Source organism: Parabacteroides sp. AF39-10AC (assembly GCF_003635405.1).
In the GTDB taxonomy this organism is placed as follows: Bacteria; Bacteroidota; Bacteroidia; order Bacteroidales; family Tannerellaceae; genus Parabacteroides; species Parabacteroides distasonis.
In genome coordinates this window covers 8720-29505 of the sequence record NZ_QTLP01000024.1, presented here as the reverse complement: position 1 = coordinate 29505, position 20786 = coordinate 8720, and the positions used below count along the sequence as shown (strand labels likewise).

The following is a 20786-nucleotide window of genomic DNA, read 5'->3' as shown; positions in this document are numbered from 1 at the left end:
GATAAATCGTTAATCAAATTCATTAAACTTATGAGACACATAAATTATTTAGTATTGCTTCTGGTAGCTTGCTGCGTAGGTGCTTGCAGTTCCCCGAAAAATGATACGAAAGATGCTTATCCGATGTTCTGGACTTGGTTGGATTACCAGCCCGGAATGAATTTCGACTCCATCTGCACGATCATGAATGAGGCGGGGATAGACGGTGTCATGCTAAACGCCCCTACTCCGGATGATTATCGGGCCGCTATTCCCATCGCCCAAAAACATGGGATAGAGGTCTACGCTTGGTTATGGACGATGAATCTGGAACATGACCGAGACGCTATCTTAAAAGAACATCCCGAATGGTTCAGCGTAAACCGTAACGGACAAAGCTTGGCCGATACGACCGCTTACGTGGATTACTACAAATTTATGTGCCCTGCCTTACCCGAGGTACGGGAGTTTATCAAGAAGAAAATAGAGGCTTACTGCGAGGTAGAGGGTTTGAACGGTATCGCTATCGATTACAACCGTTTCGTGGACGTTATCCTGCCGACTACCCTTTGGCCGAAATACGGTATCGTGCAAGATCAAGAATATCCGCAATGGGATTTTGGCTATCACCCGGCTATGATCGAGAAGTTCAAGGCCGCTTACGGATATGATCCAAGGGAACAAGAAGATCCCTCGCAAGACGAGAAATGGCTTCAATTCCGTTGTGACCAGATTACCGAGGTTGCCAATATGATCGCCGACGTGGTTCACTCCTATGGAAAGAAAATGGCGGCCTCTCCTTTCCCAACCCCCAAGATGGCGTCCAAAATGGTTCGTCAAGACTGGGGTAAATGGAATCTGGACATTGTCTTCCCCATGGTATACCATAACTTCTACACGGAAGATATTAGTTTTATCTCAGACTGTATGATAGAGGATGTTCGGGATAAGAACCCGAAAACAACGCTTTACTGCGGCTTAATGGTTTCAGACGATATGCAAGCCAGCATGGACGCCGCGCTAAATCATGGGGCGGAAGGAATCTCTATCTTTACCGTATCCGCTTTACGCACTCCGGAAAGCCGTGCGATGTTCAAGGCTTATGCGGATAGTGTTCGTGCGGTTCGTGCCGAGAACAATGGGGTGAATCCGGCTTTATCCAAGAGTACCAAAGTAACGAATCCTTTCGAGAACATGGATATCTTGAACATGATAAACGCAAAGATCAAGGAGCTCGCCAACGTGCCTATTCCGAATATCGCCGATTATAAATTGGTGAACGAAAAAGGTGCCACGAAATACTACGAGGTCAAAGAGCTAAACACAGGAAAAACATTCTGCGTAGACTTTTACTTCTACGGAGGTATTCTTTCCGGATGGAATGTTACGGTTAAATAAGTACTTGATAATAGCTATTTTTATGCGGCCTACCTCGTAAATTCATGAGGTAGGCCGCACGCGTAAACACCCCTATTCCAGAACGCCGAAACAAACAATCACCTTTAACAAGAATACTTAATAAAGCCCGACGAGACGGCCTATTGGCAGATCATCAGCCCGAGACACCTCGCCTCATTGAAGGGAACTTGCCCTTATTACCGTCCGAACAAGAAAGTACGCTATGCCGCGGGATTCGTAAGCCTATTGGAGAGCTTGCCGCACAAACAGATGCTCTCCGTTATCCCGGGACTCATGAGGCACTTCAGCCGGCGTACTTACTACCGTGTCCGCAAGGGAGAAAGGCCGCTTTCACCCTCCGAACAACAGGTCGTATTGAATGCGCTTAAACGCTGTGGGGTGAAGGAACCAAAAGACTTCGACGCTTATTTCGAAGAGTACGACTGGTAAACCAAGGAAGAGAGGCTTGTGCCACTACCCATGTTACGAACGTGCCATCACCGTGGCATGCGTGTGCCATCGCAGTGGCACGCCTTTGCCATCGAGGTGGTACGGGCGTGCCAGCATGGTGGCACAACTGTGCCAATAGCATGGCACATCATTGGCACCACAAAGTACTATTAATAAAGCAATTGGATTGATATCACGGAGTCACCTCCCAGCATTTCCATCCTTTGTTGGCACAGATATATACAATGTAGGAACGGACATGGTAGTACGGGAACTTCTCCTTGGTATCCTTGGCGTAGGCGAGTACTTGCGCCACGTCCTCGGGACGGGGATCGCTGAGCGCCAGCATGCGCTCCGCCTCCTTCGCCTTGAAATACTTGAATTCCACCAACCGGTCATCCTTGTAATAGTCCGTACCGGGGATACCGGTCATCTCGAAATCCGAACGGCCCGCCGAATTGTTCTGCTCGATGGCGAACGTATAGTAGCTGCTCAGGTAACGGGAACAAAGCTCGAAGAAGGAGCAACGGATGAAATTCTCGTTGATCCTGTCGAACACCTGCGCCGGGAACTGCCCGAGGTATTGCTCGAAGTAGTTTTGTACCAGCGGCTCGAAACGACGCTCTTCCGTGAAACGCTCGTAAGTAGGCACATAGCGTTGGGCGTTTCCCTCTATATGATTCATCTCGTTATAATAGTCCATGTAGATGCTGCGCATCGTAAGGTTGGGTAGCACCATGCGGTAATTATTCCGCAGCGTGGTCATACCCAGATAAAAGAGGCTGACCGGATAGAAGTTCTTGTCGAAGAATTTCCTCTTGTTGAACTTGCTCGACAGGTCGGAAACGTTATAGGATAACTCGTCGTCAATCACCAACGCATCCAGCATCTCCTTGGAGTTCTCTTGCGAGAGGGTCAAGCGACGGATCCAACCGATATCCGTACGCAGGTTCTCATCCACCAGCTCACTCGGGATCATACCATCCATCGTGGCGAAGTTCTTAAAGAAATAGGTCAAGATCGTGGAATTGAACAAAGGCTCCGCGCCGGGACGGAAACGATAGCCGTCGTAGTTGTTCACGATCAGTTGCCAAAGTTCCTCAAAAGAGTCCTGCCCCGTGCCGTATTTGTCAAGGACATAACGAAGATAAGCGCTCGCTTCCTCATACGTAAAACCAAGCATATCCAGAAACCTCGGATGCAAGGTCAGGATCTCCGCTATATTATATCCGCTTGTCAAATCGTCCATCGTGACGGGAAGAACCCCCGTGCAGAAACATGTACGGATACTACCTTCGCCGATACCCGCTTTGATCACCTTGAAGAAAGTGCGCAGGAAACTATCCTTCGTGGTTACCTGCTCATAGAGCGGATCCTTGTAGGCCGTCAACAACTGATTGGTGAAATTATCGTACTCATCGATCAACACATACACTTTAGGCAGTCCATGCTCACGGGCGTACCCCAAAGCTTCCTCAAGCATCTTGGAGGCCTCTTTCTTGCTGGAGAACTGAAAATCCTTAAACAAGTCCCGGTTATGCGTTACCATGATCTCCACGGGAGAACGATTCAGATCGTTGAAATTCCGCTCCAACCCTTCCATGTCATCGGCCATCACCATCTTGGAAAAATCATAGCGCACGATCATATAACGATTATGCTCCTCCGTCGGGTGCTCCCCGATCCAAGTCCCGCCGAACAGTTCCTCGAACCGGTCGGCCTTGGTACGGTCGTAGTAACAGGTCAAGGTAGAGATAAACAGGCTTTTCCCGAAACGACGGGGACGCAAGAAGACTGGAGCCTTATAGTCTTCCAAGCCCGGAATGAAATCGGTCTTGTCCACATAGTAGAAATTGCGTTCCCGCATCTCTACAAAATCCGCTACCGCATAAGGAATCGTTATTCGTGCCATAAGCTTTCTTTTTTCTGATACAATACTACAAATTTAAGAAAATAACTTGTTCTTTCAAACAAAAGCCCTATCTTTGCCGAAATTTTGAAGAGAGAGCAGATGACAAACAAGACACATAAGGATAATCCGAAGTTCTATTCCGGTTATATGTCGGAGGTTGAGGCTCTTTTCTCTATTTTACGGGATTATAATTTGGTTATATAAGATGCGTTGGTTACTTTTACTAACGCATTTTTTTTGTGTCCATCGGTCCGGTGATATAATATAAATATAATATTCTAAAATCATTATAATAAACAAAACAACCCAAATTACTATGTCGAAAAGTGATATCAAAAAGGTGATTGTTCTGGGCTCGGGTGCCCTGAAGATCGGACAGGCCGGGGAGTTTGACTACTCTGGTTCGCAAGCGTTAAAGGCTCTGAAAGAAGAAGGGATCAGTACCGTATTGCTAAATCCGAATATCGCGACTATCCAAACATCCGAGGGAGTAGCCGATAAGGTATATTTCTTGCCTATCACTCCTTACTTCGTGGAGGAAGTTATCAAAAAAGAACAACCGGACGGAATCCTATTGGCGTTTGGCGGGCAGACCGCTTTGAACTGCGGTACTCAACTTTACACCAGCGGCACGTTGGCTAAATATGGCGTGAAAGTATTGGGTACATCCGTTGAGGCTATCATGTACACCGAGGACCGTGACCTATTTGTTAAGAAACTGAACGAGATAGAAGTGAAGACCCCGATCAGCCAAGCCGTAGAAAGCATGGACGACGCCGTGGCTGCCGCTTATAAGATCGGTTTCCCCGTAATGATCCGTTCCGCTTACGCATTAGGTGGTATGGGCAGTGGTATCTGTAAGGACGAGGCCGAGCTTCGCACCTTGGCGGAAAGCGCTTTCGCTTACTCATCCCAGATCTTGGTCGAGGAATCTTTGAAGGGTTGGAAAGAGATCGAGTTCGAGGTGATCCGCGACAAGAACGACCATTGCTTCACGGTAGTGAGCATGGAGAACGTAGACCCGCTAGGCGTACACACCGGCGAGAGTATCGTAGTAGCTCCGACTTGCTCCTTGACCGAGAAAGAATTAGATTTATTGAAAGAACTTTCTACCAAGACGATCCGCCACTTAGGTATCGTGGGTGAATGTAATATCCAATACGCTTTCAACTCCGAGACTTGCGATTACCGTGTGATCGAGGTGAACGCTCGCTTGAGCCGTTCTTCCGCCTTGGCATCCAAGGCCAGCGGTTATCCATTGGCTTTCGTCGCCGCTAAGTTGGCGTTGGGCTACGGATTGGACGAGATCGGCGAGATGGGTACTCCGAACTCCGCGTACAAAGCGCCGGAGGTAGATTATATGATCGTGAAGATCCCGCGTTGGGACTTGACGAAGTTCGTGGGTGTCAGCCGCCAGATCGGTTCCAGCATGAAATCCGTCGGCGAGATCATGTCGATCGGTAAGAGCTTCGAGGAAATCATGCAGAAGGGTCTTCGTATGATCGGACAAGGAATGCATGGTTTCGTAGGTAACAACGATATCCATTTCGATAACTTGGACGAGGAGTTGGCGAACCCTACCGACTTGCGTATCTTCGCCGTGGCGCAAGCCTTGGAACAGGGATATAGCGTAGACAAGATACATGAGTTGTCAAAGATCACACGCTGGTTCTTGGAGGGCTTGAAGAATATCGTGGATTACGCCAACGTATTGAAAGGTTACAACAAGATCGAGGATCTTCCGGAAGATGTATTGAAAGAGGCGAAACGCCTTGGTTTCTCAGACTTCCAGATCGCTCGTTACGTAGAGAACCCGGAAGGAAATATGGAGAAAGAGAATATCCGCGTACGTAACTTGCGTAAAAAAATGGGCATTCTCCCTACCGTGAAACGTATCAACACGATCGCTTCCGAACATCCGGAATTGACCAACTATCTATATATGACTTACGACGGCACGCCGCACGATATCACCTACTACCCGAATGAGAAGAGCGTGATTATCTTGGGGTCCGGAGCTTACCGTATCGGCTCGTCCGTTGAGTTCGACTGGTGTTCGGTGAATGCCGCCCAGACCGCTCGTAAGCTAGGTTATAAATCGATCATGATCAACTATAACCCGGAGACCGTATCTACCGACTACGATATGTGCGACCGTCTGTACTTCGACGAGCTTTCATTCGAGCGCGTGCTAGACGTGATCGATCTGGAATTGCCGAAGGGCGTGATCGTCTCCGTAGGTGGACAGATCCCGAACAACTTGGCGATGAAACTGTACCGCCAGAATGTTCCGGTATTAGGTACTTCCCCGCTATCGATCGACCGTGCCGAGAACCGTCATAAATTCTCCGCGATGTTGGATTCGCTAGGTATCGACCAACCTCGTTGGGCAGAGCTTACCAGCATGGAAGAGATCGACGCGTTTATCGAGAAAGTAGGTTTCCCGATCTTGATCCGTCCGTCTTACGTATTGTCCGGAGCGGCGATGAACGTTTGCCATACGAAAGAGCAGATGATCGAGTTCTTGGATTTGGCCGCTAAGGTTTCCAAGGAATATCCGGTGGTCGTATCCGAGTTCATGCAAGGAACGAAAGAGATCGAGTTCGACGCTGTCGCTATGAATGGCGAGGTGGTTGAGTACGCGATCTCCGAGCATATAGAGTTCGCCGGTGTTCACTCCGGTGACGCTACCTTGGTGTTCCCGGCTCAGAAGATTTACTTCGAGACAGCCCGCCGTATCAAGAAAGTAAGCAAGATGATCGCAAAGGAGTTAAATATCAGCGGTCCGTTCAATATCCAGTTCTTGGCGAAGAATAACTTCGTGAAAGTAATCGAATGTAACTTACGTGCCTCACGTAGTTTCCCGTTTGTATCTAAAGTATTGAAACGCAACTTTATCGAGACGGCTACCCGTATCATGCTGGATGCTCCGTATACGAAACCGGATAAGAGCGCATTCGATATCGACTGGATCGGAATCAAGGCTTCCCTGTTCTCATTCGCCCGTTTGCACAAGGCAGACCCTGTATTAGGTGTGGACATGAGCTCCACCGGCGAGGTAGGTTGTATCGGCGACGATTTCAACGAGGCTTTGCTTTCCGCCATGATCGCCGTAGGCAACAGTATTCCTAAGAAGAACATTTTAGTATCTTCCGGCGCAGCTAAGAGTAAGGTCGATCTATTGGAGCCTTGCCGCATGCTAGATGCCAAGGGTTACACGATCTATGGTACGCACGGAACCGCCAAGTTCCTGAACGATAACGGAATCAAGGCAACCGCCGTTTGCTGGCCGGATGAGGAAGGTAATTTGAATATCATGGATATGTTCAGCAATCACGCTTTCGAATTGGTAGTAAATATCCCGAAAGATCATAGCAAACGTGAGTTGACCAATGGCTATAAGATCCGCCGTGCGGCGATCGATCATAACATTCCATTGATCACGAACGCCCGTCTGGCTAGCGCCTTTATCGACGCTTTCTGCAATATGAACGTAGAAGATATACAGATTAAGAGCTGGCAGGAGTACAAGTAATCAAAATTTGATTATATTTGCATGTGTGTAATATAAAGAGACAAGGCTTTATGCCTTGTCTCTATAGTTTAAAGACCATGTACAGACGGCTACCTTTTATCATATTATTATCTATACTGGCGGTTTTCGCCTTGCGTGCGTCTGTGGTCGCTCCCTCTATCCTCGTACAAAATTATTCCGTAGACGATTATAAGGCTAGTTGCCAGAATTGGGATTTAGCGGTTTCCTATCATGGCATCTTATATGTAGCTAATAATTCCGGTCTGGTTACTTTTGACGGGAATACATGGAACACATATCCATTACCGGATAAAACCCCTATTTATAAAGTATCTTTCCAGAACGATTCTATCTATACCCAAGGCAAATCATCGTTAGGCTATTGGCTATACGACGAACTCGGGAATCTGGAATACCATCCGATCGATACGCTCCCATCGCACGTCGGTTTCGATAACCCCGAGACGAACTACACGATCCCGAAAGAAATCGAGGAAAAGCACCCTACTTCTTTCGCTAGCGCCGGAGGTCTCAATTTCACGGGAACATCTACGTCCGGCATTTATATCACCAACGACGAAGGGGAGATCTTTCAACATCTCAACATCAATAATCAGTTACAAGATAATATCGTACGTTCCATCTGCGTACAGGATAATAACTTAATCTGGGTCGCCTTGGATAATGGTATCTCCCAAATAGATATCAATCCTCCCATCGCCATGTTAGGTAAAAGAAGCCAGATCGGAAAGTTGGAAGACGCTGTAAAAGAGGATAACCGCCTCTATATCCGGACAAATCTCGGCTACTTCAGCCGGAGCTTGATGTTTGGTGATAAGTTTACCCCGATATCCGGTGAGATCGGACGTTCATATATCCATCCGGATACGGCCGACAATCATTTATCGGTAAGCACTTTATTTAAGAATAAAGATGTATTGGGCGTATTCGCCAACGCAGAAAGTATTTACCCGGTTCCAGACAATTTGTATTGGCTCACGATCCAGAATGAGGCCGGACTCTTCCATCGGGAAAACGGTACAGGAACTTTAAAATGCCGGATCCTATTCGATAATTACGATCTGAATCTGGTGACCAACGGCAAACGGATCATCCCCTTGAATGATTCTCTTGATTTGGTATCCGCCATGCAAGGAACCCTATTAATCAACACCCGCCAATTAATAGAGGGAAGCCTAGGAGGATTGACGATGCCACGGTTTATGCGCATCGAGTATCAAGATCAAGAAGGTACACATTATTTATATCCAGATACTCAAAGAATCAACATGCCCCATAACTTCCAAGAACTCTCGCTATACATCGGGACAACGGTATTCACCCCTAATCACCAAATCAGTTATAAGCTGGAAGGTGTATCCGCCGATTGGTCTTCTTGGCAGAAAGACGGCAAAATTACCTTCTTACAACTTCCGGAAGGAACTTATGAGCTAAGGGTACGTAAATATGTAACCCGGGGTCCGTTTCCCGAGATCACGATGCAAATCACGGTGCGCCCTCCTTGGTATAATACCGTATGGGCCTATTTGATCTACGTCGCTTTGATATGGTTCGCCATTCAAGAAGGGCTTCGGTATCATTTAAGGAACTTGCGAAAAAAAGAACAAGAAATGTTGGAGGCTGAACGACAAGCCGAACAGCAAAGGCTTCAACAAATGAAAAGCGAGATGCTGGAAACGGAGTTGCAAAACAAAAACAATGAGCTTACTCTCCAGACAACAGCTTTGGTAAAAAGAAACGAGGCAATCCAAGCTTTGTTGGAAGAACTGGATAAACAGAAAGAGACATTGGGTGACCGATATCCCAATAAGTTATATACCCGTTTACGTTCCTTGATCGAATCTACCTTGAACGATCAAGCGGATTGGGTGCAGTTCGAGACCTATTTTAATAGCGCCCACCAGAATTTCATGGATCGTTTACGCCAGCAATACGCAGATATAACGGCAGGCGATTTGCGCATTTGTTGTTTACTCCGCATGAACCTTTCCACGAAGGAAATCGCGTCGTTAATGAATGTATCCGTACGAGCTATCGAGCTAAGAAGATACCGCTTAAGAAAGCGATTAGCCCTTGATGGGGATACGAATCTTGTCGATTTCTTAATGAACTACTAAAAATATTTTCTAGAATATGCTTAATATATAATATTCTACATAACAGCATATTAAACGCACATAGAAAGAGATTGAGAAAGTCTTGTAGTAGTCTTATCCAATAAAAAAATCATTTGCGCAAGTCGTGTAGTAGTCATTTTCATGGCTACCGTAATTTATTATGTTTCCTTTGCCGGCGAATAAAATCTTAAATTCTTTCGACATGATGAAACACGAACTGGAGAAACAATTAGATGCGCTAGAAAAGAAAGGTGTCGACAGACGACATTTCTTTAAGTTATTAGCGGCGACAGGACTGATCGCGGGAGTTAATACCGGAAAAGCAAACGCTTTTTCAAGCAGCGCAAAAGGTAAAATCGTTATTATCGGTGGAGGAGCCGCTGGTATCAGTATGGCTGCCCGATTAAAACATTGGCTTGATGAACCGGATATCACCCTGATTGACCCCAGCGATCGTCAGTTTTATCAACCGGGATTCACTCTGATCGCCTCAGGTGTGTACCAACCGGAAGATGTTTGGAAGAAGCAAGAGGATTGTATGCCTAGCGGTATAAAATGGATAAAGGACTCGGTCGCCGCGGTTGATCCCGTATGGAATCAAGTAACGACCAAAAGTAACGGAAAGATTCCATACGACTTTTTAGTACTGACCCCGGGATTACAATGTAACTGGGAAAAAGTAGAGGGTATTACCCACGATACCTTGGGACAAGGAAACGCAAACTCTATTTACGATTTCGAAGGAGCCCAAAAGACATGGAAAGCTCTTCAAGAATTCGCGAAAAAAGGAGGCAAAGGTATTTATACCGATACCTATACAAAACATAAATGTGGCGGCGCCCCCAAAAAGATCTGTTTATTATCCGAGCATTACGCAAGGAAACAAGGGACACGCGACAAACTGCAATTGAATTATTTTACCGCATCGAAGGAACTATACGATATCCCGTATTTCACACCTCGCTTGCTAGAAATATATAATGAACGTAACATACCTATTAACTTGAATGTACGTGTAAAAGGTGTAGACACATCCGCGAAGCAAGTACATTTTGAGAAGATAGAGACAAAAGGCGAAGAAAAGATCGTAACGCCGTTCGTAGAGGATTACGATTTCTTACACTTCACCCCGCCTATGTCCGCTCCTGATTTCGTTCGTGATGCCGGATTAGGTTGGACAGAAGGTAAATTGGCCGCGGACGCATGGGTAATGGTCGATAAAGAGACCTTGGTACATAAGAAATACCAGAACATCGTTTCTCTGGGTGATGTAGCCGGTATCCCGACCAGTAAAACATCTGCCGCTATCCGTAAGCAAGTACCTATCGCCGCCAAGAACCTGATCGCGCTCATGGAAGGCAAAGAGCCGACCGAGAAATACAACGGTTATGCCGCTTGCCCGATCGTCACGGATTACGGTCATGTGTTGCTTTGTGAGTTTGACTACGAAAAGAAACCAGACATTTCATTCCCATTCTCGATGATCGATACATCAAAAGAGCAATGGCTTGCTTGGATCTTAAAGGTATATATTTTAAAACCGATGTATTTCAACGGAATGCTTAACGGTTACGCATAATATGAATAAAAAAAATCTATGAAATAAAACTCCCTATAATTTCGAATGCCAAACTACAAAGCCCCGGGTTTCAGTTGTACGAAACCGGGGTTTTTGATTTTTAACGAGTAGCCTTTTCCACTAAATAGACGATCGATTTATAGGATATCCCACTATTCATCGTCAAACCGATCTCGCACGTACGGCTATTGCTATATCCTTCCGTCGCCCCATGCAAATTCGGTTTCAAGTAATGAAGACCGGAAGCGTTTAGTTCCGGATAGAAGAAACCACGATCGCCCGCCCAACCGCAACAAGTAACTTGAGCGGGAGAGACCACCCGGTTCGCGCATAAGCCCGCCAGTTCCACCAGCTTGTCTTGTACTCCCATCTTCGTTGTACTACAAGTAGAGTGTACCGCTACCGTAACCGGCAACTTAGTAAAGTTCAGACGATCACGCATAAAGTCATAGATAAACTCCACAGGTTCATATAATCGTAAACGTTTATCCAAGGTTTCCCTCATATGCAGCAAGCAAGGGCTCATGTCACACAAAATAGGCAAGCGACCGTTATCGCTCGCCCGCAAAAGAGCCTCATTCAATTCCTCCGCCTTCTGCGCCGCTTGCTTCCGGAACCCTTTACTGCTAAAAGCCATGCCGCAACAAAGCTTACTTAGATTCTCAGGATAACGAATCGTAAAGTCCGCTCTTGTCAATAAAGCGATTATTTGTTCCGTTACACTTACAAAATCCACATCTTCATAATCAGCTGAAGCTCCCATCGTACGGGTAATACAAGACGGGAAATAAACCATTTCCATCCCATTCTCTACACCCGTCAGTTCCTTGAACTTTGACGCGCCAGAAGGTGTATGCCGAGTCCAAAGCGGGAATTTATGAGCGGAAGCCCTAAACAAGAAAGAGGCAAATCTCTCGAATGCGTTATACCCCACCAGCTTTGAAAGCACATGGGGCAGCTTAAGCAAAGGACGAAGCATACCCGTTACGGTTCCCATATTCCCGGCGATGCCCGAAGCGATAGCATTCGCCAAGACACCATTCTCTTTCCACCGTAACTCTTTGATCAATAAACCGGTATTAATGCCAACCGGACATGCCGTAGCACATAGGCCATCGGTAGCGCAGGTAGCGTTACCTTTATAGTTAAAGGCTTTCTTGAGTTCTTTATATCGCTTAGAGTTTGTTTCCCCCTGTTCCGCCAAAGCCGATAATTCCCTATAGATCACGATACGTTGCCGGGGTGTCAATGTCACATGCCTTGACGGACATTGTATCTCACAAAAACCACACTCGATGCATTTATCGATCAGCTCATTCGCCAACGGTATTTGCTTTAAGTTCTTTATAAACACATCCGGGTCCCGATTTAAAAGGACACCCGGATTTAATATATTTTCCGGGTCAAAGAGCCTTTTGATCTTCCACATCAACTCATAAATCTCCTCACCCCATTCATCTTTAACAAATGGAGCCATATTTCGTCCCGTGCCATGCTCCGCTTTCAAGCTACCGTCGTAGTAAAGTACCACATCTACAAGGCTACGCATAAAAGAAGCGTAATGATCGATACCTTCCTGTGCGTTTATATCCGGAAAAATCGTGAAATGAACGTTTCCATCCAATAAATGTCCCCACATCACCGCATTTCCGTATCCATAATCCGACAAGACCCCACGCACTTGTTCCAAAGCCTCTCCTAAAACCTCTTCCCGGAAAGCGATATCTTCAATAATAGATACCGTACCCCGTGGCCGTCTTCCCGCAGCGGAAGTAAATAAACCGTTTCGTACCCGCCAATAAGTAGCGTAAAGCTTCGGATCGGTCGTAAATGATACCGGATATAAGGTCTGTATATCTGCTAGCCGCTCCTCTATATCCCGGAATTGGATTTGAAGTTCTTCTTCCGAATTAGAAGACGTGTCGATCAGCAACGCTACCGCATCCTCGGGTAAAGAATGTAATATCTCCGGCATCCCCGGTTCATCCTCTACCGCATGTAAGGCGTTTCTATCCATCAACTCGGCGGCGGACACTTTGCATTGGCGTAACGGGGCTATGGCTCTGCACGCCTCCATCAAAGAGGGGAAATAAATCAAGGCGGAAGCTTTTAAAGCCTCATCGGGGACTGTCTCGAAAGTAACCGAAGAAATAAACCCTAAGGTTCCTTCCGAGCCAACCATTAAATGCATGAGTATATCGTATGGATCGGTATAATCCAAGAAAGAGTTCATTCCATAACCGCATGTATTCTTCAACTCATATTTAGATAGAATCCGGTCTTCCATGTCCGGATTCAACAAGATCTCCAAACGGAAATTCATCAACTTCTCCAATAAGCCTATATGCGTTTGCATGAAATCCCTGCGACTCGCTAACGAAGAAGTATCCAAAAAGGCTCCATCCGCAAAGATAATCTCCATATCCCGGACCGTATTATAGGAGTTATGGATAATACCATAGCTAGAACCACTCGAGTTATTCGCTACGATCCCGCCGATACGTGCGGATTTGATGGAGGCAGGGCTAGGCCCTAGCTTACGGCCATAAGGTTTCAACCAGCGGTTCGCCTCTTCTCCAGTTATACCACAAGGGAATTTAGCCAAACTCCCATCTCCTGAAATCTTAACCTTTCCATAGTCAGGACTGATTTCCATCAATACAGAATCTGTAATAGTCTGGCCGGATAAAGAGGTCCCCCCAGCTTTAAAGGTTACAGATTTACCAGTCTTCTCACATTCAGCAAGAACACGTTTTACATCTTGCTCACGACTCACGATTTCAACTCGTTTGGGATTCAACCTGTAAATCCCGGCATCTGTTCCCTTCGCTAATGTAGTTAAAGCATCAGCATATACCTTTTTTATCTTCATAGTCTAATACCTTTATTTGTCTAGAAACGACATTTCAACAAAGATATGAAACCTTTAAGACAATCAGGGCATTTCTCTAAAATAACGGGGAGAATACCCGAATACTAGCTCCGGATGGAAAATCCAGATTAAATCTTTCAATAAATATTCCGGATGTATAGGGAATTCCTCGTAATAAGGAACTGCACCTGTATTACAGGTATAAATCCGTTTTTTTTTAAAAGCGTCGAAATTCTCGTAAGGAGTATATTCGGAGCGTAAATCGTTATAGGTCATCTCAGAAGACTGATTATATTTAACAAGCCAAATATCCGCATGGATCGCTTTATCAAACACGGTCTCAAACGCTAAGGGGGTACTTCCGGCACCCGGTAAATCCTTAAACATATAATCAGCTCCGGCGTCCTCGATAAGATGAGCCATATAACTATCTCCGGATGGTACATACCACGAAGAGCCGAACTTTTTCTCCGACAAAACAGTAGGACGATTATCTATATTTGCGGTTAAGTCCTTTAGAGACAAATAGGCTTGCTCTGTTTCTTTAAATATAGAATCGGCCATCTCTTCCTTTCCGAATAGCAAACCATAAAAGCGAATCCACTCCGTACGCCCCAAAGGAAATGCCTCCATATAGTCGGCTCCTTCGATAATGGGTATCCCTATCTTCTCGACAGGCCCATAACTACTGTTCTGGAATGGGGAAGCTATCACGAGTTCCGCGCCGATCTCTATCATTTTCTCTATATTCGGAGAGGTAGCCTCACCTAAATCAGCGATTCTTCCGGCCTGTATACCCTCTTGTATGGCAGGAGTATCCATATAACGAGGCTCACAAACGCCTATAACCTTATCGGTTTCGTGCAGTTGATCAATAATAGCCGCATGGACAGAAGTATAAATCACAATATCTTTTACCGGGACCTTCACGATCGTCCCTTTGGGTAATCCGCCGGGAACCGACTTTGTCCGGTCTACCAATAAATAGCGTTGAAGCAGACGGGTGCTATCCCACGGATCACGAACTTCCACCATTATATAGGTATCAAAGCGCTGAACCGTGAAACCTTGGGCATATTGAATACTATCAGAGGAAAGAGCTTCCTTGGAAGAAGTTTGCTTTCCGGATGGCGTACATGCCACCATCCAGAAAGCGAACCCTAAGAGAATCAGTAATCGCATTAGATATTATCTTTTTGAGCGAGGACTACTTTCATGGGATTTAAACCGGCCTCAAACTTCTTGAACAATTTACCGTCACCTCCGAAACAATAGATATCGCCATTATTCTTATAATCAGACTCTGCGACATAGACATTTCCACCCACGGCACTGATTGAATAAGGGGATTGTATTGAGGTTCCATCTGTAATAAAGCTCGTTCCCGCAGATTGGCTCTTTGTATCAAATGTTAAAAATGCAGGGCTAGACATTCCCCATTGCGCATAGAACAGAAATAGCTTGCCATCCTCATAGGCCATCTCCGTTGCGTTTGGACAATTCGTAAGGGAAGTAACCTCATAAGTCTCCGTATTTATCTTTTGTACCGTATTGGGTATATCCGCATAGTTACCCATAGAAACCACATATACATTTCCTTGCTCATCCGCCTGTATCCGTGTGGGATTCAATACTACATCCAACTTCTTTATCTCTGTAAAAGTAGACAGATCAACCACTGATACCGTTTTATCATACCCAACCTCGGTACTGTAATCCATACCTCCGGAGTTTGAGACAAACAATTTATTAGAAGATACCGCCAATTGTTCCGGATTCCGTCCGACCTTTACTTTCGCCTCAACCTCCAAGGATGCGGTATCCAAACGAGCGACATATCCATTATAATAGCTAATATAGACTTTTCCACCCTCTGATACCATATAACGGGGCTGCCCCTCTGTCTTGACTTGCTTAATGGATTTTGCCTTCAGATCTGTCACTTCTATCGTAGACTCTCCATATACCGCGATATACATCTTATCGCCATACACGATCATATCCTGTGCCGTATCTCCCAGCCCCCTGCCATTTTGAGCCAAGAAATAATCGGGGACAACCTCATCCTTTTCTATGTCGTACATATATAAAGAAGAGTTGTTATTTCCCATATTGCCCGAATTCAAGAAATATAAAGCCATGAAAGAACTATCCTTCACAAAATCAATAACTCTTACGGAAGCATAAACAGAAGACTCACCTTCCGCATTTGCGGCTATAACTAATAAATAGCCTATATTTACGACATCCGTAATAGCATATGAATGTGTTCCAACTTCTACCTCCGCAATTTTCATATCTTTAGCGGTTCCATCAGAGGAACCATAAATCACGTACTTTGTTACATTGTCAACAGAAGACGGAGCTGTCCAATTTAAGGTTCCGCTAACTTTTAAAGCTTCCGGATTCTCATCCGTAAAACTGACATTAGTTACAGATACATTTGGTATGTTCAGTGAAGGCTCATTGTCATCATCACAGCTGACAAACGAGAAAGACATCAATGCACACAAGGCAGAGACACAAACTAAATTCTTCTTTTTCATTACTTTACTTTTATAGTTTACTAATAGGATAAACAAATACTTAAACGCCAAGAACGGCCCGGCATGGGATAATACTGAATAACATCATAATTCACGTTCGCAAGATTTAACAATTCACCTTGCAAACGCAAACCGAAATATCGAAAACGAAAATCTCGATTTATAGAAATACTCTGTTCTATATAAGAATCAATCCTGTTCCGATCTATATTTTGCGGCAATGCATAACGATCACCAACCGCAGTCAGTATATAAGAGACATTTACCCATGGATTTTCCAAGGTTACGGAAACCGTGCCAGAATGACGAGGTGTATAAGGAATCTGATCCTTATAATTCTTAGCTTCCGGATCTGTCACATCAACCGCGTATTGAAAAGAATAAGTGGAAGCCAAAAGCAAGCTCATTCGTAAGGGCAATCGGAATTGTGTAGATAAATTTACATCTACCCCTTTAATATCCACTTCGCCCATATTCATCATCTTCCAAACATACATGGTAGGTAAAGCCACGATCTTATCTTTCACCGTATTATAATATCCATCCGCCGAAATACTGAAATGCCGCAGCCAATCCCCACAGGAAGAACTCCATGTTACCCCTACATTATATTGGGAAGTTTCTTCCGGTTTCAAATTTGTATTTCCCATACGGAGGTAATACAAGTCCGTAAATGTAGGAACCCGGAATATATCTTTGTAAGAGGCACGTATCCGCAAAGTACTTTCCGAGAATGGCCGCCAAGACAAACTTACAGCCGGGGATAAACGCCTCTTATCATCCGGTTTTTCCCCTTGCTCCACTTTATCAGTGATATATGTTCCCAATAAACTAGCGGTAGCCGTGAATCGACTGTTCTTATATTGCACCGCTAGTACTGATTGAGAGGCCATTCGCTTTGGATTAGGGCCGTTCACAAAATTATTGTCCAGCATAGAGCGAGTTAAATCCGTAGTCAACGTCGCCGATACATACTTTATAGGAGTATACAGCAAACCTACAGAGCCATAATACTCATTCTGTGTATTCAAATCGACTTGTTCGCCCGCAGCATATTTATCATTTATATCTAAATAACGAGTAAAAGCATAATTATACTTAGCCATGGCCCGTAGCGTAAATTTCTCATTAAGAACATTCTTATACCCCGATTGCACGAAAAAGTTATTATCCCATAATCGTTCAGAAGTGTTCTTGTTATATAAATTAACAGAACCGGGAAGCCCCCGCTCCGAATCAAAATAGTACGCCTTAAAGGAAAGTTCGCCTCCCCTTCCAAAATCGCCGAATAGATTACCTTCCAAATGGAAAGAATGGATATCGCTATTTCTTCGCTTCTCTCTCGTTTCCAATTCCCCATTAATTAATGTATAGGGATATTGTCCATCCGCACGCACGAAATCACCATGTAAGGATGCGCTCCAACGCTTTCCTAATTTTTGATCATAATGCAGCACAGGATTAAAAAGCCCGAAGGAACCTCCCTTAACCTTAAGATAAGTATGAAACGATTTGTCTTTAAACGTGGGCTTTCCGGTTTGTATATTCAAGGCGCCTGCCGAAGCATACACCCTTGCCGTTTGGAAAATGTCATCCGACTGCCCGATTGACAAGGAAACCATCTCCACATTATCCAACGAGAAACGGCTGATATCGACTTGCCCGCTTTGCGCGTCCGTAATCGTCACCCCATCGTAACTGACGGCGGTATGCTTCGCCCCCAAGCTACGTACCGAGACCGTTTTCAATCCTCCGATCCCCCCATAATCCTGTACCGTAACTCCCGAGAAGCGTTTCACGGCCTCGGATAGGTCTTGTACTCCCAAGCGATCGATTCCCGCCCGGTCCATAATTTGCAAAGGCGTACCTTCACGGGTGACCGACGGACGTACCTTCTCCACCACTTCCACCCCGGAAAGCTCGTGATAGGCCGTCGTATCGATCTGTTGACCGTAAGCGACACCCAAAGAGAATAACCATGCGCTAAAAACGCATAGGCATCTTATAAGATATAAATCTCGCATAGCAACATTTAGATTTACCAACGTCTTCACCCGAAACGTCGCATAACAAAATCATGGCAGGTTTTCTGGCTCGTCCACCCTCTGTCGGCTACCTTCCCGCCTATCCGATAGGCAGTGGCAACAAGATTTGCCGGGGCTCCAAGGACTTACAGCTACGGGTACAGCTCCGGACTCGCACCGGATTCCCTTTTACTGATTATTATCGGAATCGATAACATCTACACCTTGATTGGCCGCAAAGATACATGTTTACTTTTTGATTAGCAACAAAAAAGCCCCCCGGCGAATCACTTCGGCGGAAGGCTAGGGAGTTTACACTTTTCTAAACATTACTAACAACAAAATATTTATTCTATGTATAAAAGAATAATATCATTAACTGTGCGGTCAACACACGCAAAAACATGGTCAATGGATAAACCGTCGCATATCCAACCGCCGGCGCATCATTTCCTGCCGCCATATTGGAATAGGCTAACGCAGGAGGATCGGTCGTACTTCCCGCAATCAATCCCATCAACGTAAAATAATTCAGTTTATAAAAATACCTTCCCACACAACCGATAATCAGTAGAGGCAATAACGTTATTATAAAACCATAACCGATCCAAGCTACACCACCCTTATTGACTATCGTATCGACAAAACCTTCACCCGCACTCAATCCCACGCAGGCGAGAAACAACGTGATTCCTAATTCCCTCAATAGTAAATTAGAACTTTGCGTGGTATAAGTAACCAATTTATAACGATAACCGAACCGGCTTATCAATATCGCAACGATCAACGGACCTCCCGCTAATCCTAATTTCACCGGTTGAGGAATACCCGGAAAACTAATAGGAAGACTTCCCACGATAATACCCAAAACTATACCAACAAAAATAGTCACCAAATTAGGTTCATTCAAGCGTTTCATTGAATTACCCAGCGTCTCGGCAACTTTCTCCACCGCCAATTCACTACCGACCACTGTCACCCGGTCGCCTATTTGCAAGACCAGATTAGGAGTAGCTACCAACTCCAGCCCCGCACGATTGATCCGAGTCACGTTAATTCCATGTAAACGGCGTAACTGCAAAGCCCCTAATTGCTTACCGTTGATTTCAGACCGGGTAACCAAAATACGCCGGCTGATAAACTGGCTTTCCGCCGGAATCCATTGCTTACGATCCATCTGTATTTCTTGACCGATAAAAGTCTTTATCGCCTCCACGTCATGCTCTGCGGTAATAACAAAAATCTTATCATCCCCATTCAATACCGTGTTCCCCGCCACGATCTCTATCCGATTCGTATCGTTACGTAAAATACGGGAAATAACAAATTCACGGTGTTCCAACAATTTAGATAGCTCACTTACGCTACGACCAAAAATCGCCGGATTCTTCACCACCAAAGAGATAGGTACAGCCTCTCCTCCCGATTCCGTATCCGTCTCTTCTTCCAATTGTTCCGTCTCCTTCGCAAAAGAGATACGGAAAACATAACGGATAAAAATCATCGACAAGATAATGCCGATCACACCTAACGGATAGGCAACCGCATATCCTAAAGCGATCGTTTCATCCGAGATCCCCGTCATATCTGAATAAGCCTGTTGAGCAGCGCCCAATCCCGGTGTATTCGTCACTGCTCCGGATAAGATACCTACCATTGTCGGTATAGGAATGCCTGTAATATAATGTATAATCAAGGCAGTAATCACCCCTAGAAAAACAATACCGCAAGCAAGCATATTCAACGTGATCCCTCCCTTTCGAAACGAAGAGAAAAATCCGGGGCCTACTTGCATACCTACCGAGTAAACAAATAAGATCAAACCAAACTCTCTAAAAAAATGAACGACCGACGGATTCGCCGTAAAACCGAAATGCCCGAGAAAGATCCCGACAAACAGTACCATGGTAATCCCTAAAGAGATACCGAATAGCTTCAGTTTACCAAGCTGGATCCCCAGAGCGATCACAACGGATAACAAAAGGATAGAATGCCCTACCCCTTCTCCCCATAACAATTCATTAATCCATTCCATATCTATTCATGTATATATTAATTTAAGATAAAAAAGTACCTCTGGCGAATCACTTCGGCAGAGATACACATATTGAACATTTAGTATCCCAGTTTAATCTGGCATCCATTCTAACAACATTTACTAATATATTTTCTATTTCTTATGCTGATAATTTAGACAAACTTTCCTCTTCCGGCAAAAGGGTTACCGGCCATTCAAATGTCGCACGACAGTGCGAACAGATCCTTTTCATACGTCTTTGTTCCTTTTAAGATATTGCTTATCTTTTCGTACTGCTTTCCTAATCCCTCGAGCAAAAACAGCCTTTAATGAATG

At 45.1% G+C, this 20786-nt stretch carries 10 protein-coding genes, 1 pseudogene and 1 riboswitch; of the genes and pseudogenes, 5 read left to right on the top strand and 6 right to left on the bottom strand.

The annotated features are described in order from the left end of the window. Positions 1 to 30 precede the first annotated feature (30 nt). On the top strand, positions 31 to 1377 hold the full coding sequence (locus DW033_RS18525; RefSeq protein ID WP_005867464.1) for a family 10 glycosylhydrolase: 1347 nt from the start codon (positions 31 to 33) through the stop codon (positions 1375 to 1377). Between the two features lie 74 nt (positions 1378 to 1451). Beyond that, a pseudogene (locus tag DW033_RS18520) lies at positions 1452 to 1827 on the top strand (DUF6078 family protein). Positions 1828 to 2020: 193 nt separating this feature from the next. Here the strand turns inward: DW033_RS18520 and DW033_RS18515 are convergent. After that, positions 2021 to 3739, bottom strand: coding sequence for an ATP-binding protein (locus DW033_RS18515; protein ID WP_048927111.1), 1719 nt, complete (start codon positions 3737 to 3739; stop codon positions 2021 to 2023). Positions 3740 to 4055: 316 nt separating this feature from the next. On the opposite strand from DW033_RS18515, the gene carB reads away from it, so the two are divergent. The 3 genes from carB (at position 4056) to DW033_RS18500 (ending at position 10991) form a co-directional block, all read left to right on the top strand. Next, positions 4056 to 7274 (top strand): carbamoyl-phosphate synthase (glutamine-hydrolyzing) large subunit, encoded by a 3219-nt coding sequence (carB, locus tag DW033_RS18510; protein WP_122383018.1) that lies wholly within the window; start codon positions 4056 to 4058, stop codon positions 7272 to 7274. Between the two features lie 77 nt (positions 7275 to 7351). Further along, the gene (locus DW033_RS18505; protein WP_048927110.1) at positions 7352 to 9412 is read left to right on the top strand and encodes a transcriptional regulator; all 2061 of its coding nucleotides are present in this window, start codon (positions 7352 to 7354) and stop codon (positions 9410 to 9412) included. Between the two features lie 202 nt (positions 9413 to 9614). Beyond that, a complete protein-coding gene (locus DW033_RS18500) occupies positions 9615 to 10991 on the top strand; it encodes an NAD(P)/FAD-dependent oxidoreductase (RefSeq protein WP_008772856.1) in 1377 nt (458 codons plus the stop codon). A gap of 100 nt (positions 10992 to 11091) precedes the next feature. On the opposite strand, the gene DW033_RS18495 is transcribed toward DW033_RS18500, so the two are convergent. From DW033_RS18495 to DW033_RS18475, 5 genes are all read right to left on the bottom strand, one after another. Then, positions 11092 to 13863 carry an FAD-binding and (Fe-S)-binding domain-containing protein gene (locus DW033_RS18495; protein WP_044544685.1) on the bottom strand — a complete coding sequence of 924 codons (2772 nt, stop codon included), beginning with the start codon at positions 13861 to 13863 and terminating at the stop codon, positions 11092 to 11094. Between the two features lie 63 nt (positions 13864 to 13926). After that, positions 13927 to 15045 (bottom strand): ABC transporter substrate-binding protein, encoded by a 1119-nt coding sequence (locus DW033_RS18490; protein WP_005867452.1) that lies wholly within the window; start codon positions 15043 to 15045, stop codon positions 13927 to 13929. Beyond that, on the bottom strand, positions 15045 to 16409 hold the full coding sequence (locus DW033_RS18485) for a DUF5074 domain-containing protein (RefSeq protein ID WP_005859612.1): 1365 nt from the start codon (positions 16407 to 16409) through the stop codon (positions 15045 to 15047). The genes DW033_RS18490 and DW033_RS18485 overlap by 1 nt, the downstream gene beginning before the upstream one ends. Positions 16410 to 16429: 20 nt before the next feature. Then, positions 16430 to 18433 (bottom strand): TonB-dependent siderophore receptor, encoded by a 2004-nt coding sequence (locus DW033_RS18480; protein WP_034526476.1) that lies wholly within the window; start codon positions 18431 to 18433, stop codon positions 16430 to 16432. 37 nt (positions 18434 to 18470) lie between these two features. Then, positions 18471 to 18676: riboswitch (cobalamin riboswitch) on the bottom strand. Positions 18677 to 18785: 109 nt separating this feature from the next. Continuing rightward, complete coding sequence (locus DW033_RS18475) at positions 18786 to 20468, bottom strand: putative transporter (protein WP_005859616.1); 1683 nt, start codon at positions 20466 to 20468, stop codon at positions 18786 to 18788. Between the last annotated feature and the right edge of the window lie 318 nt (positions 20469 to 20786).